21 protein-coding genes and 6 tRNA genes are annotated in these 21,778 nt (G+C 66.0%); 8 read left to right on the plus strand and 19 right to left on the minus strand.

The annotated features are described in order from the left end of the window. Positions 1 to 141: 141 nt before the first annotated feature. From HQ354_RS23065 to HQ354_RS23080, 4 genes are all read right to left on the minus strand, one after another. A complete protein-coding gene (locus HQ354_RS23065) occupies positions 142 to 2,247 on the minus strand; it encodes a 3-hydroxyacyl-CoA dehydrogenase NAD-binding domain-containing protein (protein ID WP_222634093.1) in 2,106 nt (701 codons plus the stop codon). Then, positions 2,244 to 3,467 carry an acetyl-CoA C-acyltransferase gene (locus HQ354_RS23070; RefSeq protein WP_068424430.1) on the minus strand — a complete coding sequence of 408 codons (1,224 nt, stop codon included), beginning with the start codon at positions 3,465 to 3,467 and terminating at the stop codon, positions 2,244 to 2,246. The genes HQ354_RS23065 and HQ354_RS23070 overlap by 4 nt, the downstream gene beginning before the upstream one ends. A gap of 71 nt (positions 3,468 to 3,538) precedes the next feature. Beyond that, positions 3,539 to 4,789, minus strand: coding sequence for a ribonuclease D (locus HQ354_RS23075; protein ID WP_222634094.1), 1,251 nt, complete (start codon positions 4,787 to 4,789; stop codon positions 3,539 to 3,541). A 42-nt stretch (positions 4,790 to 4,831) separates the two neighbouring features. Beyond that, a complete protein-coding gene (locus HQ354_RS23080) occupies positions 4,832 to 5,431 on the minus strand; it encodes a DUF3000 domain-containing protein (protein WP_068424428.1) in 600 nt (199 codons plus the stop codon). Positions 5,432 to 5,579: 148 nt separating this feature from the next. Between HQ354_RS23080 and hemE the strand changes: the two genes are divergently transcribed. Genes hemE through HQ354_RS23105 form a run of 5 tightly spaced genes read left to right on the plus strand, consistent with a single transcriptional unit; the run spans position 5,580 to position 11,706 of the window. Then, a complete protein-coding gene (gene hemE, locus HQ354_RS23085; RefSeq protein WP_068425971.1) occupies positions 5,580 to 6,644 on the plus strand; it encodes a uroporphyrinogen decarboxylase in 1,065 nt (354 codons plus the stop codon). Then, a complete protein-coding gene (locus HQ354_RS23090; protein ID WP_222634095.1) occupies positions 6,641 to 7,996 on the plus strand; it encodes a protoporphyrinogen oxidase in 1,356 nt (451 codons plus the stop codon). The genes hemE and HQ354_RS23090 overlap by 4 nt, the downstream gene beginning before the upstream one ends. A 5-nt stretch (positions 7,997 to 8,001) precedes the next feature. Next, positions 8,002 to 8,694: a hydrogen peroxide-dependent heme synthase gene (hemQ, locus tag HQ354_RS23095; protein WP_114329665.1), complete on the plus strand. Its 693-nt coding sequence runs from the start codon at positions 8,002 to 8,004 to the stop codon at positions 8,692 to 8,694. Beyond that, positions 8,691 to 9,383, plus strand: coding sequence for an HAD family hydrolase (locus tag HQ354_RS23100; RefSeq protein WP_222634096.1), 693 nt, complete (start codon positions 8,691 to 8,693; stop codon positions 9,381 to 9,383). Before hemQ ends, HQ354_RS23100 begins: the two co-directional genes overlap by 4 nt. 34 nt (positions 9,384 to 9,417) lie before the next feature. Then, positions 9,418 to 11,706 (plus strand): molybdopterin-dependent oxidoreductase, encoded by a 2,289-nt coding sequence (locus HQ354_RS23105; RefSeq protein WP_222634220.1) that lies wholly within the window; start codon positions 9,418 to 9,420, stop codon positions 11,704 to 11,706. Here HQ354_RS23105 and HQ354_RS23110 read toward each other — a convergent pair. The 6 genes from HQ354_RS23110 to HQ354_RS23135 are packed head-to-tail and all read right to left on the minus strand — an operon-like array spanning position 11,684 to position 17,192. Then, positions 11,684 to 12,145, minus strand: coding sequence for a MaoC family dehydratase (locus HQ354_RS23110; RefSeq protein WP_167674270.1), 462 nt, complete (start codon positions 12,143 to 12,145; stop codon positions 11,684 to 11,686). The genes HQ354_RS23105 and HQ354_RS23110 overlap by 23 nt on opposite strands. A gap of 2 nt (positions 12,146 to 12,147) precedes the next feature. Then, positions 12,148 to 12,975, minus strand: coding sequence for a polysaccharide pyruvyl transferase family protein (locus HQ354_RS23115; protein WP_222634097.1), 828 nt, complete (start codon positions 12,973 to 12,975; stop codon positions 12,148 to 12,150). A gap of 57 nt (positions 12,976 to 13,032) precedes the next feature. Beyond that, positions 13,033 to 13,470, minus strand: a complete 438-nt coding sequence (gene msrB / locus HQ354_RS23120) for a peptide-methionine (R)-S-oxide reductase MsrB (protein WP_068424416.1) — start codon at positions 13,468 to 13,470, stop codon at positions 13,033 to 13,035. Positions 13,471 to 13,479: 9 nt separating this feature from the next. Then, positions 13,480 to 14,772 carry a glycosyltransferase family 87 protein gene (locus HQ354_RS23125; protein ID WP_308115101.1) on the minus strand — a complete coding sequence of 431 codons (1,293 nt, stop codon included), beginning with the start codon at positions 14,770 to 14,772 and terminating at the stop codon, positions 13,480 to 13,482. 60 nt (positions 14,773 to 14,832) lie between these two features. Beyond that, entirely contained in the window at positions 14,833 to 16,395 is a 1,563-nt protein-coding gene (locus tag HQ354_RS23130; RefSeq protein ID WP_068424413.1) for an alpha/beta hydrolase, read from the minus strand. Continuing rightward, entirely contained in the window at positions 16,392 to 17,192 is an 801-nt protein-coding gene (locus tag HQ354_RS23135) for a pyrimidine reductase family protein (RefSeq protein ID WP_206030965.1), read from the minus strand. Before HQ354_RS23135 ends, HQ354_RS23130 begins: the two co-directional genes overlap by 4 nt. Before the next feature lie 43 nt (positions 17,193 to 17,235). Between HQ354_RS23135 and zapE the strand changes: the two genes are divergently transcribed. After that, a complete protein-coding gene (gene zapE, locus HQ354_RS23140; RefSeq protein WP_114329653.1) occupies positions 17,236 to 18,252 on the plus strand; it encodes a cell division protein ZapE in 1,017 nt (338 codons plus the stop codon). A 37-nt stretch (positions 18,253 to 18,289) separates the two neighbouring features. Here zapE and HQ354_RS23145 read toward each other — a convergent pair whose 3' ends face one another. From HQ354_RS23145 to HQ354_RS23190, 9 genes are all read right to left on the minus strand, one after another. Continuing rightward, positions 18,290 to 18,820, minus strand: a complete 531-nt coding sequence (locus HQ354_RS23145; RefSeq protein WP_167677006.1) for an N-acetyltransferase — start codon at positions 18,818 to 18,820, stop codon at positions 18,290 to 18,292. After that, positions 18,817 to 19,269, minus strand: a complete 453-nt coding sequence (locus HQ354_RS25785; protein WP_240931111.1) for a ribosomal protein L7/L12 — start codon at positions 19,267 to 19,269, stop codon at positions 18,817 to 18,819. The genes HQ354_RS23145 and HQ354_RS25785 overlap by 4 nt, the downstream gene beginning before the upstream one ends. A 21-nt stretch (positions 19,270 to 19,290) precedes the next feature. Then, positions 19,291 to 19,968, minus strand: a complete 678-nt coding sequence (locus HQ354_RS23160; RefSeq protein ID WP_114329649.1) for an alpha/beta family hydrolase — start codon at positions 19,966 to 19,968, stop codon at positions 19,291 to 19,293. Next, entirely contained in the window at positions 19,961 to 20,191 is a 231-nt protein-coding gene (locus HQ354_RS23165) for a hypothetical protein (protein ID WP_114329647.1), read from the minus strand. The genes HQ354_RS23160 and HQ354_RS23165 overlap by 8 nt, the downstream gene beginning before the upstream one ends. Before the next feature lie 114 nt (positions 20,192 to 20,305). Continuing rightward, a tRNA-Val gene (locus HQ354_RS23170) sits at positions 20,306 to 20,380 on the minus strand. Between the two features lie 46 nt (positions 20,381 to 20,426). Continuing rightward, positions 20,427 to 20,498 (minus strand) — tRNA-Gly (locus HQ354_RS23175). 65 nt (positions 20,499 to 20,563) lie between these two features. Continuing rightward, positions 20,564 to 20,638, minus strand: a tRNA-Val gene (locus HQ354_RS23180). Between the two features lie 9 nt (positions 20,639 to 20,647). Continuing rightward, a tRNA-Cys gene (locus HQ354_RS23185) sits at positions 20,648 to 20,718 on the minus strand. A gap of 53 nt (positions 20,719 to 20,771) precedes the next feature. Beyond that, positions 20,772 to 20,843, minus strand: a tRNA-Gly gene (locus HQ354_RS23190). Positions 20,844 to 21,092: 249 nt separating this feature from the next. Here HQ354_RS23190 and HQ354_RS23195 point away from each other — a divergent pair. Together HQ354_RS23195 and HQ354_RS23200 are read left to right on the plus strand one after the other, a co-directional pair. Beyond that, positions 21,093 to 21,164, plus strand: a tRNA-Val gene (locus HQ354_RS23195). Positions 21,165 to 21,265: 101 nt separating this feature from the next. Continuing rightward, on the plus strand, positions 21,266 to 21,739 hold the full coding sequence (locus HQ354_RS23200) for a TIGR02611 family protein (protein ID WP_068424398.1): 474 nt from the start codon (positions 21,266 to 21,268) through the stop codon (positions 21,737 to 21,739). Positions 21,740 to 21,778: the final 39 nt, after the last annotated feature.

A 21,778-nucleotide genomic window follows, 5' to 3' on the forward strand; every position in this document is an offset into this window, starting at 1 on the left:
CAAACGACTCGCCCAAGGCAAAAGCAAACGCGACATCATCCGCTGCCTCAAACGAGCCGTCGCCCGCGAAATGTTCCAACTACTCACACAGAAAATCCGCAGTTGACACTCATAGGAGCATCACGGGTGGCTACGCCGCAGCTACACGCTGGCGACGCCCGGAGCCAGGAAACGCTTGCCGGTCACCGCTTCCGACGTTCCGGTGCGGTCGAGGTACGGCGTGATGCCGCCGTTCCAGAATCCGAATCCACCACCGAGGAGCAGGCAGAGATCGATGTCCTCGGGTGCTGCGACGACGCCCTCGTCGAGCATGATGCGGATCTCGTCGGCGAAGGCCCGACGCGTCCGGTCGAGCACCTCTTCGGCAGTCGAGGGCGAATCACCCTGCGGCCACAGCGCGGCGACCTCGGGGTCGACGACCTGGCCTTCCGGTCCCCAGGTCCACACGCCGGGCTTCTTGGCGTCGACGAGTGCGCGGAAACCTGCGGAGTCCTTGAACCGATCCGGGTACGCCTCGCCGAGCGTCTCGGCAGTGTGCAACGCCACGGCAGGTCCGACGAGTCCGAGCAGCGTCAGCGGGCTCATCGGCATGCCGAGTTCACCGACGGCACCGTCGGCGACCTCGAACGGGGTGCCTTCGTCGATGGCGGCGATGATCTCGCCCGACGCACGCGTCACGAGTCGGTTGAACACGAAGCCAGGAAGGTCGGCGGACAGTACCGCGGACTTCTTGAGCGTCTTGGCCGTCGCGAACGCCGTTGCGAGCGTGGCATCGTCGGTCTTCTCGCCCTTGACGACCTCCAGAAGTGGAAGCACGGCAACGGGATTGAAGAAGTGGAAGCCGACGACGCGTTCGGGGTGCGACAGGTCGGCAGCCATCTTCGTGATCGACAGCGACGACGTGTTGGTCGCGAGAATCGTTTCCGGAGAGACGAACTCCTCGACCTCGGCGAAGACCTTCTTCTTCACGTCCAGGTTCTCGAACACGGCCTCGATGACGAAGTCGGTCTTCGCGAACGCAGCCTTGTCGATGGATCCGGACACCAACGCCTTCAGGCGGTTCGCGGCGTCGGGGGACAGGCGCTTCTTGCCGAGAAGCTTGTCGATCTCGTCGTGGACGTAGCCGACGCCCTTGTCGATGCGCTCCTGATCGATGTCGGTGAGGATGACCGGCACCTTCAGCTGGCGTACGAACAGCAGAGCCAGCTGGCTGGCCATCAGACCCGCACCGACGATGCCGACGCCGGAGATCTTGCGCGCCAACGACTTGTCTGGTGCGCCCGCCGGACGCTTCGCGCGCTTCTGCACCAGGTCGAACGCGTACAGGCCTGCGCGCAACTCGTCCTTGACGAGAAGCGTCGACAACGCTTCGTCCTCGGCGGCGAATGCCGTGTCGAGCGACGTCGAGTCGGTGATGTCCGTCGATTTGGCGAGCTCGATGAGCTCGACGGCAGCGACCGGTCCCGGTGCGAAGTTGCCGGTCTTGCCTGCGACGATTCCCTTGGCTCGGGCGACGGCGTCGTCCCATGCCTGGCCGCGATCGATGTCCGGGCGTGCCGGGGTGATCTCGCCCTTGACGACCTGTGCGGCCCATGCGAGGGACTGCTCGATGAAGTCCGCCCCGCCGAGCACGACGTCGGCGATGCCGAGGTCCAGCGCCTGCTGCGGCTTCAGGGTGCGGTTCTGGTTGAGCGAGTTCTCGATGATCACCGTGACCGCGTTCGATGCACCGATGATGTTGGGCAGCAACTGAGTTCCGCCCCAGCCGGGAACGAGGCCGAGGAAGGCCTCCGGAAGGCCCAGTGCCGCTGCGTTGTCGGCGACCGTGCGGTAGTGCGAGTGCAGACCGACCTCGAGGCCGCCACCCAATGCTGCGCCGTTGATGAACGCGAACGTCGGAATCTCGGACTCGCGCAGGCGTCGGAACACCTTGTGGCCGAGCTGCCCGATCTGCAGCGCCTCATCCTTGGTCTCGATGTTCGGTACGCCGTTGAGATCCGCGCCGACGGCGAAGATGAACGGCTTGCCGGTGACCGCGATGGCAACCGGGTTTGCCGCGAACGCCTCGTCGAGGGCCGCGTCGAGCTGCGTCAGTCCGCCGGGACCGAACGTCGACGGCTTGGTGTGGTCGTAGCCGTTGTCCAACGTCACCAGTGCGATCGGGCCGTCGAGACCAGGGACGGCAACGAGCTTGGTGAACGCGTTCGTGACTACCTCGTCCGTGAACGCCGTGGTGATGTCGCTCATTTGGAAGCTCCTGAGTAATCGGCGTGGTTCGGGTTCTCCCAGATGACGGTTCCGCCCATGCCGAGACCGATGCACATGGTCGTCAGGCCGTAGCGGACCTCCGGCTGCTGCGCGAACTGACGGCTCAGCTGCGTCATCAGTCGCACGCCCGACGAGGCGAGTGGGTGACCGCACGCGATCGCGCCACCCCACTTGTTCACGCGGGGGTCGTCGTCGGCGATGCCGTAGTGCTCGAGGAACGCCAGAACCTGGACGGCGAACGCCTCGTTGATCTCGAACAGGCCGATGTCGTCGATGCCGAGGCCCGTCCGTGCGAGCACCTTCTCGGTGGCCGGGACCGGACCGATGCCCATCACAGCAGGATCGACGCCTGCGAAGGAGAAGCCGACCATCCGCATGCCGACGTTCAGGCCCAACTCGTGGGCCGTGTCCTCGCCTGCCAGGATCGCGGCGGTGGCCCCGTCGTTCAGGCCTGCGGCGTTGCCGGCGGTGACGCGCCCCGCGGGACGGAACGGCGTCTTCAGCTTCGCGAGATCCTCCACGGTGGTGCCGGGGCGAGGCGGCTCGTCCTCGGTCGCCAGGCCCCAGCCTGCGGCGGACTTGGTCGCGACGGGTACGAGCGTGTCGGCGATGAAGCCGGCCTTCTTCGCGGCGTCGTACTTCTCCTGGCTCGCGGCGGCGTAGGCGTCGGTACGATCTTTGGTGATCGACGGGAAGCGATCGTGCAAGTTCTCGGCCGTGTTGCCCATGACGAGGGCGCTCGGATCGACGAGCTTGTCGGCGAGGAAGCGCGGGTTCGGGTCGACGCCCTCGCCCATCGGGTGCCGTCCCATGTGCTCGACTCCGCCGGCGATGACGACGTCGTACTGGCCGAAGCCGATGCCCGAGCCGGTCGTGGTGACCGACGTCATCGCGCCGGCGCACATGCGGTCGATCGCGAATCCGGGGACGCTGCGGGGGAGTCCGGCGAGAAGTGCCGAGGTACGACCGATGGTCAGTCCCTGATCGCCGGTCTGGGTGGTCGCAGCAATGGCGACCTCGTCGATCCGCTCGGGCGGCAGATTCGGATTCTTGCGGAGCAGCTCGCGGATGGCCTTGACGACGAGGTCGTCGGCGCGGGTGTCGGCGTAGATGCCCTTGGGGCCTGCTTTGCCGAACGGGGTGCGGATGCCGTCGACGAACACGACATTCCGCTGTGAGTTGGACGCGGGTACAGACACGCTTCGATCCTCCCGACTGATGCGGACGTTCTTGCCCGGCCGACGCCGGGATGCCCCCACTGTAGCCGGTATTACCGGTCGGTAACTTGAGGAGGGGTCAGTGCCTCGACGAGGACGGGAACGACCAGCTCACGCTGCCACGGCCGGGCGCCTGCTTCCGTGAGTCTCGACTCGAACGACGCGGCGTCGTCCGACGGTTGCCAGTCCCAGACCAGACGGCGCAACTGATCCGGCATCAGAAGGTTCTCGACGGGCACCGACACGTTCTCGCTCAACTCCGACATCGCAGCACGCACAGCGGAGAGGCGGTCGGCCGCGTCGGGGTCCTTGCGGGCCCACCGACTCGGCGGCGGCGGACCGTCGAACGGAAGCGTCTTGGGTGGCAGGTCACGCGCGTCCAGAGAGCGCGCACGCTCGAGCGCGCTCAGCCACAGACGCGTCGACCTGCGTTGACGCGGACCGCCGAACACCGGAAGGGCGCGTAGTTCGCTCTCGGTCTTGGGGTCTGCGGTCGCCGCGGAGATGATCGCGGAGTCCGGAAGGACGCGGCCGGCCGCGAGGTCGCGACGGTGCGCGACCCCGTCGCGTGTCTGCCACAGCTCACGCACCGCGGCGAGCACGCGCGGTGACTTCACGGAGTGGATGCCCGACGTCTTGCGCCACCGATCGCCCTTCGGCTTGGGCGGTCCGAGAGTGAGGATGTGCTCGAATTCCTGACGAGCCCATTCGGTCTTGCCCTGACGTTCCAGTTCCGCAGCCATCGCATCGCGCAGTTCGACGAGGACCTCGACGTCGAGAGCGGCGTAGTTCAGCCACGTCTCGGGCAGTGGACGCGTCGACCAGTCGGCTGCGCCGTGGCCCTTCTGCAACGACAGACCGAGCATCCGCTCGACGATGGCACCGAGCCCGACGCGTTCGAATCCCGCGAGACGGCCCGCGAGCTCGGTGTCGTAGAGAGAGGCAGGCACGAGGCCGAGTTCGGCGAGGCCCGGTAGATCCTGGTCGGCCGAATGCAACACCCATTCGAGCGGATTGACGACCTCGGCGAGGGGAGCGAGAGCGTCGGCGACCGGGATCGGATCGAGCAGCACCGTCCCCGCACCACGTCGTCGGAACTGAAGCAGGTAGGCGCGTTGCGAGTAGCGAAATCCCGACGCGCGTTCCGCGTCGACTGCCAGTGGTCCGTCGCCGCCCGCGAGCAGTTCGGCAGCCGCGCGTACACCGTCGGCCGTCGTGACGACGTCGGGCACACCGTCGGCCGGGGCGAGCAGAGGTACCGGGTTCGGTGTGTCCGAGGAGTCGTCGGAACTGGTCACTGACATGAGAGGAGACTCTAGGCCCTCACGAGTGACCTGCGTACCGCGCTACGTGCGGCTCGCGTCCCGTCCCTTCAGCTCGGTGATGCCTGCCGGCGGCAATCCGGCGGCGTACGCCAGCACTTCGCAGAACGCTTCGACGTGCGATGCCAACTCGATCGACGTCGCCGTCCACGACGCGCGCAGCTCGAGCTGGTGAGCCTTCGGTGGGCCGGCGATGTCGCCGTAGCGCACCGAGCTGGTGGACGTCACCGTGCCCCCGAGCGCGGTCAGCGGCTCCGATCGACTCTCGAGCGCGTCGACGAGCCAGCTCCATCCGACCTCGGGGAGAAGGGGGTCCGACGCGAGCGATTCGTCGACGTCGGCCTGGATGTAGGCCACGAGACGCATCGTGCCGTTCCAGGCTTCGTCCCCGTCGGGGTCGTACAGCAGGATCAATCGGCCGAATGCGTCGCCGTCGAACTGCTCGTCGGTGTTCTCGCGCGCCTGCTGTTGCACCTCGGCGCCCACTGCATAGCTGTAGGGGGCAAGACGCTGCGGAGGCCGGATCGGCCCGATCTCGATCGCCGGGTGCACGACGGCCCGGTGCATCGCCTCGATCGCCGATCGAAACGGCGCAGGCTCGGCAGAGGGTCCGGGTTTGGTCACGACTCCGGACGTTAGACTTCTCACGTATTTCGGCGTCGGAGGCGCGCCGATTCGGAACAAATGTCGCTTCTGGTTCGTTCGCGTGACCCGAAACCGTGGCGTACCTGCATGAAGGAAGTGTCGCCGCCGCGTGGCAGCATGGACGGCGATGAACAACGACACGCCTTCGACCCGTCGCCAGCTGCCCGACGCCCCTCTTCTGGCGGCCGCCGCCGGAAGGAAGGCGTCGCGACGACCTGTCTGGTTCATGCGACAAGCAGGACGTTCGCTTCCCGAGTACCGGAAGATTCGTGCCGGTATCGGAATGCTCGACTCGTGCTTCGATCCGGCGCTCGTCGCCGAGATCACGATGCAGCCGGTGCGTCGCCACGACGTCGATGCGGCAATTCTGTTCTCCGACATCGTCGTTCCGCTCAAGGCTGCGGGTATCGATCTCGACATCGTCGCCGGCACCGGCCCGGTCGTCGCGAATCCGGTGCGTTCGGCGGCGGACGTCGCCGCGCTGCCCACGCTGCACAGCGAGCAGGTCGAGCCGGTGGCGAAGGCAGTGACGTTGCTGACCGAGGAGCTCGGGCAGACCGCCCTCATCGGGTTCGCCGGCGCGCCGTTCACACTGGCGTCGTACCTCGTCGAGGGTGGTCCGAGCCGCAACCACGAGAAGACCAAGGCGCTGATGCGTTCGGATTCCGCGACGTGGCATGCACTCCTCGACACCCTCGCGGACACCACGATCACGTTCCTGCAGGCTCAGATCGACGCGGGCATCGATGCCCTGCAGCTGTTCGACTCCTGGGCCGGCGCACTGTCGCTGGCCGACTACCGCGAATTCGTGCTTCCGCACTCGACCAAGGTGTTCGACGCCGTCAGCGCGGCGGGCGTTCCCAAGATCCACTTCGGCGTCGGCACGGGTGAACTACTGGGCGCGATGGGCGAGGCAGGTGCGGACGTCGTCGGCGTCGACTGGCGCATCCCGCTCGACGACGCCGTCCGACGCGTCGGCCCCGGAAAAGCGTTGCAGGGCAACCTCGATCCCGCCGTGCTGTTCGCAGGCTGGGACGCCGTCGAATCCGAGGTGCGACGCATCGCCGGCGAGGCGGATCGTGCCGTGGCGGCCGGCGCCACCGGGCACGTGTTCAACCTCGGACACGGCGTGCTGCCGGACACCGACCCGGACGTGCTGACTCGCGTCGTGGAGCTGGTGCATTCGCTGTGACCGTGCGGCGGGTAGCGGTCGTCGGCGGCGGTATCACCGGTCTCACCGCGGCGTATCGGCTGCGTTCGACGCTCGGTCCGGACGCCGTCGTCACCGTCGTCGAAGGGTCGGATCGGCTCGGTGGCACGCTGCGGACGGTGCACCTCGAAGACGGCCCTCTCGACGTCGGGGCCGAGGCGTTCATCGGTCGTCGACCCGAGATTCCCGCCCTGATGGAGGAGCTGGGTCTCGCGAGCCAGCTCGTGCACCCCGCAGGCAAGCGGCCACTGATCTACTCGCAGAACGCGCTGCATCCGTTGCCCGGCGGCACGCTGATGGGCATCCCGGCGTCCGCGTCGTCGGTCGTGGGACTCGTCGACGACGCGACCGTGCGCGCCATCGAGGCAGAGCCCGAAACCCCGCTGCAGTGGAATCGACACACGGACGTCAGTGTCGCCGAGCTGGTGGGCGGACGGTTCGGTGAGCAGGTGCTGCACCGATCGGTCGATCCGCTGCTCGGCGGTGTGTACTCGGGCCTGTCCGCGTCGATCGGTGTACGCGCTGCGCTCCCGACTCTGGCTGCGGCACTGGACGATTCGGCGACGAGTCTCACCGCGGCGGTCGCCGCAGCAATACCGCCGCCGAGCGCAGGGCCGGTCTTCGGTGCACTGCGTGACGGCTACGGTGTTCTGATCGACGCGCTCGTCGCTGCCGCGGACGCGCGCATCGTCCTCGGGACCGCGGTCACGTCTCTCCGTCGGACGTCCGGCGGTTGGGATGTCGACCCGATCGGCGAGGTCGACGCCGTCGTTCTCGCAGTTCCGGCGCCCGCGCTCGCAACCATTCTCTCCGCTGCCGTGCCCGAGGCGTCGGCAGCCGCGGCCGACATCGAACTCGCATCGGCCGCGGTCGTCGCGATGGCACTTCCGTCGGACGCCGAACTACCCGACAACTCGGGTGTACTCGTGGCGACGGACGCAGGTCTCGAGACCAAGGCGTTCACGCTGTCGAGTCGCAAATGGGGGCACCTCGCCGACCGGTCGGTCTCGCTGGTTCGTGCGTCGTTGGGTCGATTCGGTGACACCAGGGCGCTCGACTGGACGGACGACACGCTGATCGATGTTGCGCGTCAGGATCTACGGCGCGTGACCGGCATCGAGATCGACCCGTCGTCGAGCGTCGTCCAGCGATGGCGCGGGGGACTGCCGCAGTACGCGCCGGGGCATCTCGATCGCGTCGCCGCGATCTTCTCGGCTGTCGAGGACGTCGACGGGGTGGCCGTCGCAGGCGCGTGGAGCAACGGCGTCGGTGTGCCCGCGTGTGTCGCGTCCGCCACCAGGGCGGCCGCGGCCATATGCGAAGTGGCACGATAGAGCCCATGGCACGCCTCGACTATCAAGCGCTCAACTCGACTCTTCGCTATTCGATGTTCTCGGTGTACAAGGTCACGCCCGGAGTCCTGGGTGAGGACCGCGAGGACGCTGCGAAAGAGGCGCGATCGTTCTTCGAGAACCGCGGTGAGGACGTCGTCGTCCGCGGCATCTACGACATCGCGGGCATGCGGGCCGACTCCGACTTCATGGTCTGGACGCACGCAGAGCGTATCGAGGACCTGCAGGCGACGTACTCGGACTTCCGTCGCACCACGGCGTTGGGTCGCGCGAGCACGCCGGTGTGGAGCAACTCGTCGCTGCACCGGCCTGCCGAATTCAACAAGAGCCACGTGCCGTCGTTCATCGCGGGCGAGGAGCCGGGCGCGTACATCTGCGTGTACCCGTTCGTCCGGTCCATCGATTGGTACCTGCTGCCCGACGAGGAACGCAGGACCATGCTCGCCGATCACGGCAAGGCTGCACGCGGCTATGCGGACGTCCGCGCCAACACCGTGCCCGCGTTCGCGCTCGGTGATTACGAGTGGATCCTGGCCTTCGAAGCGCCACAGCTCGACCGCATCGTCGATTTGATGCGCGACCTGCGTGCCACCGAAGCGCGGCGGCACGTGCGCGAGGAAACGCCGTTCTTCACCGGACCTCGTGTCGACATCGAGACCCTCGTGGCCTCGCTGCCGTGACGGAACGCGAGATCCAGGCGGTCATTTTCGACTTCTCCGGAACGCTGTTCCGACTCGACGAGGACGATTCCTGGTTCGACGGAGTGACGCGTCCCGACGGGTCGCCCCTCGACGGGCATCACGTCGCCGAGCTGATGCGCCGGATGACTGCCCCCGTCGGCGAGGTCGTGGAGTTCGACGACGTGTCGCGGCATGCCTGGCAGAACCGCGATCTCGATCCGGCGCTGCACCGTCAGGCGTACCTGCACGTATTGCGCGAGTCGGGTGTCACCGAGGCCTCTCAGGCGGAGTCCGTCTACGGACGCGTCATCGATCCCTCCTGCTGGACGCCGTATCCCGACACCGCCGACGTGCTCGAATCGCTTGCGAGTCGGTCCGTTCCCGTCGCGGTGCTCAGCAACATCGCGTTCGACATCCGGCCGGCGTTCGAGGCGCTGGGGATCGACAAGTACGTGACGGAATTCGTCCTCAGCTACGAGGTCGGCGTCGTCAAACCTCGGCCGGGAATCTTCCAGCACGCGACGCAGGCGCTCGGCGTCGATCCGGCTCGGACGTTGATGGTCGGCGACAGCGAGGAAGCCGACGGCGCTGCGACGGCCATCGGATGTTCGTTCGCGCTGGTCGAGCCGCGTCCGACGGCCGAACGTCCCACCGCGCTGCGCGACGCGCTTGCTCGCTACGGACTCTGACCCCGAGGTGAGCGTCGAGGGTGCCGCGCAGCACATGGCCCACTGGGGCATGTTCCGTGCCTCGGCGGCCGACGGCGAAGTCACCGGGGTCCACCCGGACCGGAACGATGCGAATCCGTCGCCGGTACTGGGGAACATCCCAGGTTCGGTGCGTCACCGCTCGCGTATCGCCGGGCCCGCGGTGCGGCGTGGATGGCTGGAGAACGGCCCTGGTCCGTGCGATCGTCGGGGCAACGACGAGTTCGTCGCGGTGTCCTGGGACGAACTCACCGGTCTGCTGGCGACCGAGCTCCGGCGCGTCGTCGACACATTCGGGAACGAGGCGATCTACGGCGGCTCCTACGGATGGGCCAGCGCGGGCCGATTCCATCACGCGCAGAGCCAGGTTCACCGCTTCTTGAACTGTCTCGGCGGCTACACGCGTTCGGTCGACAGCTACTCGACCGGCGCGACGAGCGTGATCATGCCGCACGTCGTCGGTGCACACTGGAAGATGTTCTCGCGCTCCACATCCTGGGACGTCATCGCCGCGAACACCGATCTGCTGGTCGCGTTCGGCGGTGTCCCGGTGAAGAACACCTCCATCAACCACGGCGGCACATCGAATCACCCGACCCAGGATGCGTTGACCGCGCTGCGTGCTCGTGGCGGCAAGATCGTCACGATCAGCCCGCTCCGTGACGACATGACCGGCGCCGCAACGTGGTTGGCTCCCATTCCCGGCAGCGACGTCGCCGTCATGCTGGGTCTCGCCCACGTGCTGGCGACCGAGAATCTGCACGACACAGCGTTTCTCGACACGTACTGCACCGGCTACGACAGGTTCGAGCGATATCTGTTGGGGCACAGCGACGGTATACCGAAATCGGCTGCCTGGGCATCGGGCATCTCGGGTCTTGCAGAGCAGACCATCGTGGATCTCGCGCGCGAGATGGCGTCGCATCGAACCCTGGTGACGGTCACGTGGTCGCTGCAGCGCGTCAAGAGCGGTGAGCAGGCGCCGTGGATGGGGCTGACGCTGGCGTCGATGCTCGGCCAGATCGGTATTCCCGGGGGCGGATTCGGCCACGGGTACGGATCGATGAACGAACCAGGACTCGCCCCGGTACCGTATCCGCTGCCGACGCTGCCGCAAGGGATCAACCCGGTGTCGACGTTCGTTCCCGTCGCGGCGGTCTCGGACATGCTGCTGCACCCAGGTGACGAATGTCGTTACAACGGCCGGCGTCTGACCTATCCGGACATCAAGCTCGTCCACTGGGCAGGCGGCAATCCGTTCCATCACCACCAAGACATCGGACGGCTTCGGCGTGCGCTGGCACGTCCGGACACGATCGTCGTGCACGATCCGTACTGGACGCCGATGGCGAAACACGCCGACATCGTCGTCCCGTCGACGACGTCGCTCGAACGCAGCGACATCAGTTGCACTCGCAACGACCCGCTTCTCGTCGCGATGCACCCGGCCGTACCCCGTTTCGCCGACGCGCGCGACGACTACGACACGTTCGCCGCAGTCGCCGAGAAGTTAGGCGTCGCAGAGGAATTCACTGAGGGCCGGACGTCAGGGGAGTGGCTCCGACATCTCTACCGACAGTGGCAGGGCTATCTCGCGTCGGCGGGCGTCACGACACCGACGTTCGACGACTTCTGGGTCGACGGCTCGTTCCGCATGTCGACCGAAGACGGGCTGACGCTGCTCGGGGACTACAGAAAGGACCCGGTCGCCGCGCCGCTTCGCACTCCGAGCGGCAAAATAGAGATCTTCTCCGAGGTCGTCGACGGCTTCGGGTACGACGACTGCGTCGGACACCCGGCGTGGTACGAACCCGACGAGTGGCTGAACGGCGAACGCGCAGAAGCATTTCCGCTGCATCTCATCGCGAACCAACCGCGCACGAGGCTGCACGGTCAGCTCGACCACGGCGCCACGAGCCAGGCGTCGAAAGTGCAGGGCCGCGAGCCGATTCGACTGCACCCGGCCGTGGCGGGGGCATACGGTGTCGCCGACGGTGACGTCGTGCGTGTGTTCAACGACCGTGGCTCCTGTCTCGCCGGGGTCGTCGTCGACGACGGGATGCTCGAGCGCGTCGTGCAGCTGTCGACGGGTGCGTGGTACGACCCGGAGGACCCGTCGGACACGGCGTCGATGTGCAAGCACGGCAATCCCAATGTGCTGACGGCAGACGTGGGTGCGTCGTCGCTGTCGCACGGTTGTACCGGCCAACACGTCCTCGTGCAGATCGAACGCTACGACGGCGAGCTGCCGCCGATCACGGCGTTCGATCCGCCGACGATCGTTACTCGAACACGAATCGGGTGATGGTCTCGGCGACCAGAGCCGGCTTGTCGACGCCCTCGATCTCCAGCGTCTGCGTCGTGACGATCTGTACCGCGCCTGCGGCCACGTCGTCGACCGACGTCAGCGTCGTCTGCAGCCGTACGTGCGACCCCACCGTGACGGGGTTGACGAACCGAACCTTGTTGGATCCGTAGTTGATTCCGAGCTTCACGTTCTCCACGGAGTAGATCTCCGCATTGAGCAGTGGGATCAGCGACAGACTGAGGTAGCCGTGCGCCACCGGTGCACCGAAGGGACTTTCCTTCTTCGCTCGTTCGACGTCGACGTGAATCCATTGATGGTCACCGGTCGCGTCGGCGAACGTGTTCACCCGATCCTGGGTGATCTGCAACCAATCGCTGGTCCCGAGATCCTCGCCGACGGCGGCCTTCAACTGCTCTGCTGACGAAAAAGTGCGCATGGTCACATTATGCCTTCGCGATACGGGAAGGCAGCAATCAGATTGTCCTGAATCTCCGTCAGGTTCGGGATCGGCCGGTATTCGGTTCGCAATCGGGCGATTTCGTCATCATCCCGTGTGAGATCCGACGAGTGTTGAACGGCTTTCCCGTCGAACACCGAGTAGTAGTCCTCGAATTTGTATCCGGCCCCGCCGATTTCCCGGTCGAGCTCGATCCACGCGTTCGGAATGCCGTAGGAGTCGGCGACGATCAACCCGTGCAGGCTCGTGGACATGACGAAGTCGCACGACGTGATGTCGGCGATGACCTTGGCGGGCTTACGAGACGGGTCGATCAGTGTGATCTTCTTGTCGCGCGCAAGAGCGAGAACAACAGGGTCGGTCTTGTGCATCCAGTGGTAGACCAGGCCGACTCGGCCGGCCACGGAGGTGGAACGTGGGTAGACCCTGCTCGCCAAGAGCCCCGGATCCCCCACGGCCACTTCACGGTCCGACTTGACGCGCTCCAACGAGAGATACCCGCGCACGGCATAGAAGTCGAAACTCGGGAAGTCGAAGATCCGGCCGTCGAGCCCGTCCTTCAGCATGAAACCGGAACCCCAGATCTTCAACGTGTCGGGGGCGTTCATCAACTGGACCATCTCCAGCGTCGAACCAGCTCCTGTCATGTCGCTGTTCTTCGGGCGTCTCCACGAGCACTTCTTACTGAAGAGCGCGTCGACGAGGCCCGGCGTCAGTTCATCGCCGAAATTGGGGCGAATACCGGTGACCTTGAGCTGGCGCCACCAGAATGTCTTGATCGAGTTCGGCGCTCGATAAAGATACTGCACTACAGGACCATGAGGTCGGTTTACGTTCGACAGGGTTCGCAGCCGGCGTAGCCGCACCTACTCCTGATTCGTCGAGGGCTGCAGCGTCAGCGAGATCGAGTTTATGCAGTACCGCTGGTCGGTCGGTGTCGGGTAGCCCTCACCCTCGAACACGTGCCCGAGGTGGCTGTGGCAGTTCCTGCAGACGACCTCGACACGACGCATACCGAGCGAGTTGTCCTCCTTCAGGATGACTGCGTCGCTGTCGGCGGGATCGTAGAACGACGGCCAACCGCAGTGGGATTCGAACTTCTCGGTGCTGCGGAACAGTTCGGCTCCGCAGGCGCGGCAGTTGTAGACGCCTTCGGTCTTGGTGTCGGTGTACTCGCCGACGAACGGCCGTTCGGTACCGGCCTGCCGCAGCACCGCGAACTCCTCGGGAGTGAGCTTCTCGCGCCACTCCGCATCGGTGTGCTGGACGGCGGGCACGGAATTGTTGTCGGTCGCTGAACTCATGCCACCACGCTAATACGATTCCGTTGCCCGTGCGGTTTTCGCAGCTCGGTCGCCGTTCGTGGTTGCCTCCGCGTCGATGCGACGATTCTCGGCCTCGATCCATTCGGGTTCGATTCCTCGATCCAGGCGGCCGTCGCTGCGTGCAGCGAAATACCGTCCGACGAGCACGCCGAAGATGACGATGATCAGCAAGCTCCACCCGAACGTCGTCCGCATGTAGTCGAACGCTCTGCCCGTGGTGTAGAAGCGACCGGACAGCCATCGGTCGTAGCTCATGAACCCGTAGATCGCGAGCCAAGCGGGCCAGTTCCTGAGCACCGAATTCTTCAGCACCACCGTCATCAGCAGCGGGAACAGCATCATGGAGTAGTACATCTGGCCCAGCGAGCCGAGCAGCCAGTGGGCCGTGAGGACCAGACCCGACGTCGTAGCGATAAAGAACAGACGATCTTCGCGGCAGTAGCGGTACAGGATCCACAGCGAGACGAGCACCATGACGCCGAGGACTCCGCGGAGGCCGAAGATCATCCACTCCGGCAGACCGTAGTAACGGCCGTTTCCGACGATGGCGCTGTTGAAGTAGTCGCGCGATTCGAGCAGGTACGGGACGGTGCGTCGAACGAAGTCCATCGGATCGACCGACAGCGGCCACGCGATCGCAGTGAACACCAGAGGTATCGCCGCCGCGGTGACGAACACCTTCCACTGCTTCGTCATCAACGGGATGATGAGCAGCGGCACCAGAATCGGTTTGACGACGATGGTGAGACCGATCGCGACACCGGCAGTCAAGTCCTTGCGCTTCAGCAGGAAGTAGACGAACGCGATCTCGCCGAGCAGGACGAACCCGTTGAAGTTCGTGAACACGAGGGTGTTCGTCACGGTTTCGCTGGCGAACGCCGCCAGGAGCAGCGCGGGGGCTGCAACCGAATTCAGGCCGTACCCGAAGATCCGCAGCAAGATGTAGAGCGCCGCGATGATCGCGATCGTGCTGGCGAGGATGAACAACCAGCGTGAGCGTTCCGGGTCGATGACGGCGATCGGAGACAGCAGCATCGTCGCACCCGGTGGGTACAGGTAGTGGGGATCGACGGAGTCGAAGTTCGCCGTGTACACGGGCTGCCGGTTCAGGAACGCCAACGCCGCCTTGTAGACGGGGTTGAAGTCGTCGGTGATGTCACCGTTGACCGCGCGCACGAGCACGCGGTTGAGCACCATCATGACGGCGAACGGCCACAGTGCGAACTTGATTACATCTGTGGTGGTCCGGCCGTTTCGAGGCTCGAGAAAGCTAAGTGACACGCGCAGAACGGTACCTTGACCGGCTGTCGTCGCTGTGTCGGACACCCCGAGCCCATGAGCTCAGGCGGGGCATGCGCTGCCGTCGGGCGGGAGTGCGGCGTCGAGCGCGTAGTTGCCGACCGCAGTCTGCGCACACACCGATCCGCCGACGACGGGGTGGCCCGCGCCTTGCCACGTCATCGACGCCGAACGCGCACCGGTGGAGGCGACGAGGCCCGTGACTCCGGCGAACCCGGCGTTGCCGACCATCGGATCGCCGGACCCGCTGAGCGACAGAACCGGAATGTCCAGCGAGGACGGCAGCGGGGCAGCCGGCGCAGTCGGCCACGACGAGCAGCTCAGCGCCGTCAGCGCCGCGTCCGTGCCGAAGACGGGGTAGCGCTCGGACCACGCGGCGCCTGCGTCTCGAACGACCTGCGGCGACGGCCATTGCCTGCCGTCGGTGCAGCGCGCGACGAACTGGCCGTCCGTGCCGTAGGCAGCGTGCGCGCGCGACGCCAGCAGTTGCAGCCGGCCGACGTCGCCGGATCGCGCGGCCGACAGGGTGTCGGACAGATCGAGCGCCCGGCGCGATGCGTCGCGCGCAGACGATGCGAGGGCGTACGCGATGCCGTCGAGCACTTCGTGCGACGACAGTGGCGCGAGGTCACCCGCAGCGGCGCGTCCGACGAGGTCGGCGACGGCGTCCTGCGGTGCGTCGCCGAGGGAGCACTGCAGAGCTCGGCATCGCAGCGCGAACGCGGCGAACGCCGCCTCACGTCCCTGCGTTTTCTGTTCCGCCAGCGTCATCTGGTCGACGCCGACACCGGTCGGCGAGTCGAGGACGAGCCGGGCAACGTGTTCCGGATACTGCGCGGCGTAGGCCAACGCCGTCGATGCGCCGTTACCGGTTCCGATGATGCCGAGGGTGTCGACGCCCCATGCCATCCGCAGCTGGTCCAGATCGTCGGCTGCGTAACTCGTCGCGAACGCCAGCTCCTGGGGCTGGAGAAGATCAGTGCACTCGATGGTCGCCTCGCGGCCGACGTCGACGGCACGGTCTGCCGCGTCACCCGAGCCCGCCGAGAACTGACCGAGGCCCTCGAGCGCCTCGCGGGTGTCGATCTTGATGCAATCCACCGCCGTGGACCGTCCGATGCCCCGTCTGTCGACCGCCACGATCGGATTGGCGCCCAACAGCGTTCCGCTCTGACCGGCCGCGATGTCGGCAAGCGTCGCCATCGACGAACGGTCGGCACCGGACGTCAGGACGAGGGGAGGCGCGTCGGCAGGCGTGCGGTCGAGTCGCGCCCGCATCACACCGACCGAGAACGAGCCGAACATCTGTCCCGACGCGTCCACCGGCGATTCGAAGTCGGCACAGTCCAGAACGAGACCAGGTGTGGCAGGCGTCAGGCCGTACGCGTCGAGCGTGCTCTGCGTGCAGTCCCTCCACGCCAGGTCGTCGACCGGCTTCTCGAGCTCGGGAACCTGCGGTTCGTCGTTCGCTTCCGACTGGTCGGGTTGCCCCGGCGAATTCTGCTCGACGGCCACATCCGGCCGCGAGGACGGGCCCGCCGCGCAGGCCGATCCGAAGAGCGCCACGGCCACACCGACGGCGAGTATCGATCGTTTCGGCGTCACGGCACCTCATTCTGCCCGGTCTCTGCATTTCGGGCCCGAACCCAACGCGTCAGCAGCGTGCCGTCGTCGTCGGCCAGCACGTGGGCGCGGTTCATGGCGCGCATGGACGCGTGTTCCGAGTGCGCGATGCGTCCCGCGGAGCCGGCGACGGCGACCGGGGAGACCGTCGAGCAGATCTCGTCGACGGCGTCGTCGTCGAGAAAAGTTCCGAACAGGCCCGGCCCCCCTTCGAGGAGAACCCGTCGCTCTCCGGCGCGTTCGAGCTCGGCAGTCACGGCTGCCGGGGTGACGTCACCGTCGTCGACGACGACGCGCGCGCCCGCTGCTTCGAGGCGTCGTCGAGCCTCGGGGGAGGACGACGACGCGGTCACGACGGTCGGGGAAACCTCGGTGTCCGTGAACAGCCGTGACTGCGGATCGAGCGACGCAGACGCCGTCACGACGACGATCCGCGGAACCGGCGACTGTCCGGCCGCGATCCGACGCTCGCGTTCGTCGTCGGCCAGGTGCACACCGCCGTAGTCCTCGGCGCGGACGGTGCCCGCACCGACCACCACGACATCGGCCAGCGCACGCAGTGCACCGAACACTCGTTTGTCCGACGGCGTGCCGAGACCGGCGGAGACTCCGTCGGCGCTGACCGCGCCGTCGACGCTCGACACGAAGTTGACGCGAACCCACGGCCTGGTCAGAGCGCCTGGGTACGCATATGCGCGACGAAGCTCGTCGTCGTCGAGCTCGGCACCGACCCGGGACGCGAGATCGTTGTCGGATGTGAAGTAGGTCGCAAAATCCAGTAGCCGCACAAAGTAGATGAGAACACGTCGATACGCTCAGTCAATGCCTGCACGTCTTGTCGACCGCAATCCTGTGGTGCCGTCCGATCAGCTGATCGCCCAGATGGTCCCGCCAGCCATGTTCGACGACGTCAGTTTCTCCTCGTACATTCCGGACCCGAACGAGCCGAGTCAGGCCGAAGCGGTCGCCAAGGCCGAGGCGTTCTCGCAGAAGGTCGCGAAGATTCGTGGCAAGGGCGGAAAGCGCGGACTCTTCGGCAAGAAGGCCCCTGCGACGGGTGCAGGCCTGTACCTCGACGGCGGCTTCGGTGTCGGAAAGACCCACCTTCTCGCATCGATCTTCCACAGCGTGCCCGAGCCCAAGGCGTTCGGCACGTTCGTCGAGCTGACTCACGTCGTCGGCGCTCTCGGCTTCAACAAGGCCCTCGAAGAGCTGTCGAGTCACAGCGTGTTGTGCATCGACGAGTTCGAGCTCGACGACCCGGGCGACACGATGCTCGTCTCCCGGCTTCTGACGGAGCTGTCCGCGCGCGGTGTCTCGATCGTCGCGACGTCGAACACGCTGCCGGGACAGCTCGGAGAGGGCCGCTTCGCGGCCGCCGATTTCCTCCGCGAGATCAAGAAGCTCGGTTCGATCTTCGAGACCATTCGCGTCGACGGTCCCGACTACCGCCACCGTGATCTGCCGCCTGCCCCCGAACCGACGTCGGAAGCCGAACTCGTCGAGCGCGCGGCACAGGTCGAGGGCGCGACGCTCGACGACTTCGACGAGCTTCTCGCGCATCTCAGCACGCTGCACCCGTCGCGGTACGGCAAATTGCTCGACGGCGTCAGCGCGGTGTTCCTGAAGAACGTGCACCCCGCTGCGGATCAGTCCATCGCTTTGCGGCTCGTCGTGCTCGCCGACCGGCTCTACGACGCCAGCATCCCGGTCACCTCGTCGGGCGCGAAGCTGGACGAGATCTTCACCGAGGAAATGCTGGCCGGTGGCTACCGGAAGAAGTACCTTCGCGCGACGTCGCGTCTGCTGGCACTGTCGCGCTTCGCTGCCGTCGGCTGAGGCCGCCGGTCAGAGGGCGCCGGTCAGAGGGCGCCGGTCAGAGGGCGCGTTCCATGACGTAATCGTCGTGCACCTCGGTGCCGACGGTGAACGTCTTGGTGCCGACGATCTCGAAGCCGTTCTTGGCGTAGAAGCGTTGCGCCCGCGTGTTCTCCTGGTTGACGCCGAGCCAGACTCCCGCACATCCGGTCGCCGACGCGTGCTCGAGGGCAGCCGTCATGAGTGCACGTGCCACCTGGCCACCATGGTGACCGGGAAGCACGTACAGCTTCGACAGTTCCATCGTGGGGGAGTGCGCGACGACCGCGGCAAGCGCTGGGTCGGCAGGGTCGCCGTGTACGAGCATGGCGTATCCGACGACCGAATCGTTCTCTCTCGCAGCGAGAATGGTGCGCCCAGGATCGCTGAGGTAGTCGCCGAAGCGTTCGTGTGACAGGACGTCGGCGACGAACGCATCGATCGATTCTCGCGTCGACCCGGGTGGGCACGCCAACGGGAACGTGACGGCCGCGACGTCGGCCAATTGCTCCGCTTCCCACAGACCGGCCACACCCACCGTCACGGTCACAGCCGGTCCACCGCTTCCTTGGCCTCACGCAACGTCAGGCCGGTGCGCGCACGCAGCAGCTTGATCGCCGCGATGGTTCTGCCTTCGGACTTGAGTGTGCGGAGTTTCGGAATGATGTCTTCCCACGCTCCGGTGTCGAGCCCCGTGGCGTGCGTGTACGTACCCGGCGTCGGAAGGGGTTCTCCTCGTCCCACCGAGTCGACGATGTCCTTCGCTTCCTTCAGGCCGGCGCCCGTTCGTTCTCGGAACAGTTTGACCGCGTTGATCTGTTTCTTCTCGCCGACGAGGCGGTAGATCTCGTTGCGCGCGTGGTCGTCCAGACCGGCCAGCATCATCTGCGTGGTCGTCGCAGAATTCTTGCCCGGTGCCTTACGAGCCAACAGCCATGCGGCGAGAACCGCAGTGTCGACGAGAACGAGTGCGACGATGAACCATCCCCAGGTGGGCATAGCCCTAAGTAGAACATTCGACTATGAGGGCGACGTCGTCCGGTCCCGCGTGTTCGGCGCGAAGAATTCCGACGCTGCCTCGAGAGTGCGTTCGGCCGTGTGATGCTTCGCTGCGGACAGATCGTGTCCTGCTCCGTCGATGTCGAGAAATTGCGTCGGCGCGGGGACGAGCGCGATCGCGTCCGACAGCTCTGCTGGGGTTCCGAACGGGTCCTTGGTGCCGGAGACGAACAGCGTGGGGACCGTCAGGTCGGGCAGATGGGCGGTCCGGGCCTTCTCCGGTTTCCCGGGCGGATGCAGGGGATAGGACAGCAGAACGAGGCCCTGGATCGCCCACGCGTGCTCGGCCGCGAGCATCGACATCTGGCGGCCACCGTAGGAGTGACCGGCGGCGATCAGCGGGCCGTCGACGTCGGCCAGCCTGTCTGTGGCTCGTCGAATGCTTGCTCGATCGTCGGCCGACTTCGACGGGTGTGGAGGGCCTTTCGGCTTGGTACGCCGGAACGCCATGTCGAAACGGAGAACGACGAATCCGGCCGACGACCACCGCGTGGCGATGTCGACCAACAGTGACGAGGCGCAGTTGCCGCCTGCTCCGTGCGTGAGCGCGAGCGCGCCGACCGGATCGCCACCGGGGGTGTGGAGAAAACCATGGACGTCGTCGTCGACGAGCTCGACACCCTCGGTCGGTTCACTCATCGGTGCCCGCGTCGACCTTCGGCTCGTCGGATGTGCCCGTGTTGTCCTCAACGATGTCGGCGAATGCTGTTCCCGAGACCATCCCGTCGGTCCCGGGGAGTACGACCGTGGGCCTTGCTCCTGGTTCGTATCGTTCGTCGAGTCCGGCGACCTGCTCCTCTGCCTGTCGCTTGGTTTCCTCGTCGACGGAGATGTCGCTTCCCGTCTGCTTGTCGTCGGCCACGATGGGCCTCCTTCCGTTCGGGGGGCTGCCCCTACAGCGTGCACTGCGCGCGGCTCGGCCACCACCGAAAAGCAGAAGAACCCCGGACACGGGGGTGTCCGGGGTTCTTCTGCGTGGTGCGCGATACTGGGATTGAACCAGTGACCTCTTCCGTGTCAGGGAAGCGCTCTCCCGCTGAGCTAATCGCGCGGGTTCTCGAAACTATAGCCGAACTGCACGAGTGCAGCCGACGACGAGCGGATGACGGGATTCGAACCCGCGACCCTCACCTTGGCAAGGTGATGCGCTACCACTGCGCTACATCCGCATGCGAAACCGTTTCGGTCTCTGACGAAAAGAACCCCGGCACTGAGATGTCGGGGTTCCTCTTCGTGGTGCGCGATACTGGGATTGAACCAGTGACCTCTTCCGTGTCAGGGAAGCGCTCTCCCGCTGAGCTAATCGCGCAAGCTTACGAGGTGGAGACGGGAATCGAACCCGTGTGCACGGCTTTGCAGGCCGTTGCCTCACCACTCGGCCACTCCACCATGGGCCAGGCGTTCTTTCGATTGCCCTGAACTACGAGAATGTTCCAGCCTCGAGCGGATGACGGGATTCGAACCCGCGACCCTCACCTTGGCAAGGTGATGCGCTACCACTGCGCTACATCCGCATTCGCTCCCCGGAGGCGGTTGCCCTCTCCGTGGTGCGGTGAAAACACTAGACCAACTTCTGGCGAACTCACAAATCGCCTCGTCAGCACAGCTGTGTGGCCTTCACGCCACGCACATAGGTATGAATGAGCGGGCGGGAATCCCGTGATGCACGCTCGTCCGTTCGGGGGTGAGGGGGCGTACGGAGGCGATTCGGGGAATGCGTGGGGCGCGTGTTACTGTTTTGCCTCGTTCGACGAGATCCCCTCGGTCCCGTGGCTCAGTGGAAGAGCGTCCGCTTCACACGCGGAAGGTCGCTGGTTCGATCCCAGCCGGGACCACAGAATCGAAGAAGCCCCGCACGTACTCGTGCGGGGCTTCTTCGTCGTCCGGGCTTTTGCGTCGTCCGGGCACTGTCGCCGGACGTCGGTAGCCTGTATCCGTGACCGCAGACGACGCCCGCACCGACAACCCTCCGCGCGACGACGCGCCGCGCGACGACAAGGGCGGTGTCTTCGACAAGGTCGCCGAACGGCGTCGTCGGTTCCGCAAGAAGATCGCGGCCAACCCGACCGTGGATTTCGCCTACCGCATCGCGGTCGGTGTCCTGGGTGTCGTCGTTCTCGCCCTCGGTATTCTCGCCATCCCGTATCCGGGTCCCGGTTGGCTGATCGTGTTCGCGGGCCTCGGCATCCTTGCGTCCGAGTTCACGTGGGCGCACCGCCTGCTGAAATTCGTCCGGAAGCACTACGACCGGTTCATGGAGTGGTTCTCGCGGCAGTCGCTCGTGGTCAAAGGGATAGGGGTGCTGTTCACGACCCTCGTCGTGCTGCTGACCCTGTGGCTGCTCGGCACGTTCTCGCTCGTCGGTGGATGGTTCGGCCTCGACTGGAACTGGCTGTCCAGTCCGCTGTAGCCACGCCGCGGACGTGTGGCGGTAAGTACCGGGTGTTCA

The sequence above is a fragment of the Rhodococcus sp. BP-261 genome, from assembly GCF_019835205.1.
Taxonomy (GTDB): Bacteria; Actinomycetota; Actinomycetes; order Mycobacteriales; family Mycobacteriaceae; genus Rhodococcoides; species Rhodococcoides kyotonensis_B.

Bases quoted from the DNA above. Each gene is read 5' to 3' on its own strand.
- hemE (WP_068425971.1), top strand. From the start codon at position 5,580: ATGAACAACGACACGCCTTCGACCCGTCGCCAGCTGCCCGACGCCCCT.
- zapE (WP_114329653.1), top strand. From the start codon at position 17,236: ATGCCTGCACGTCTTGTCGACCGCAATCCTGTGGTGCCGTCCGATCAG.
- hemQ (WP_114329665.1), top strand. From the start codon at position 8,002: ATGGCACGCCTCGACTATCAAGCGCTCAACTCGACTCTTCGCTATTCG.
- HQ354_RS23160 (WP_114329649.1), bottom strand. From the start codon at position 19,968: ATGAGTGAACCGACCGAGGGTGTCGAGCTCGTCGACGACGACGTCCAT.
- HQ354_RS25785 (WP_240931111.1), bottom strand. From the start codon at position 19,269: ATGCCCACCTGGGGATGGTTCATCGTCGCACTCGTTCTCGTCGACACT.
- HQ354_RS23105 (WP_222634220.1), top strand. From the start codon at position 9,418: ATGGCCCACTGGGGCATGTTCCGTGCCTCGGCGGCCGACGGCGAAGTC.
- HQ354_RS23110 (WP_167674270.1), bottom strand. From the start codon at position 12,145: ATGCGCACTTTTTCGTCAGCAGAGCAGTTGAAGGCCGCCGTCGGCGAG.
- msrB (WP_068424416.1), bottom strand. From the start codon at position 13,470: ATGAGTTCAGCGACCGACAACAATTCCGTGCCCGCCGTCCAGCACACC.
- HQ354_RS23075 (WP_222634094.1), bottom strand. From the start codon at position 4,789: ATGTCAGTGACCAGTTCCGACGACTCCTCGGACACACCGAACCCGGTA.
- HQ354_RS23065 (WP_222634093.1), bottom strand. From the start codon at position 2,247: ATGAGCGACATCACCACGGCGTTCACGGACGAGGTAGTCACGAACGCG.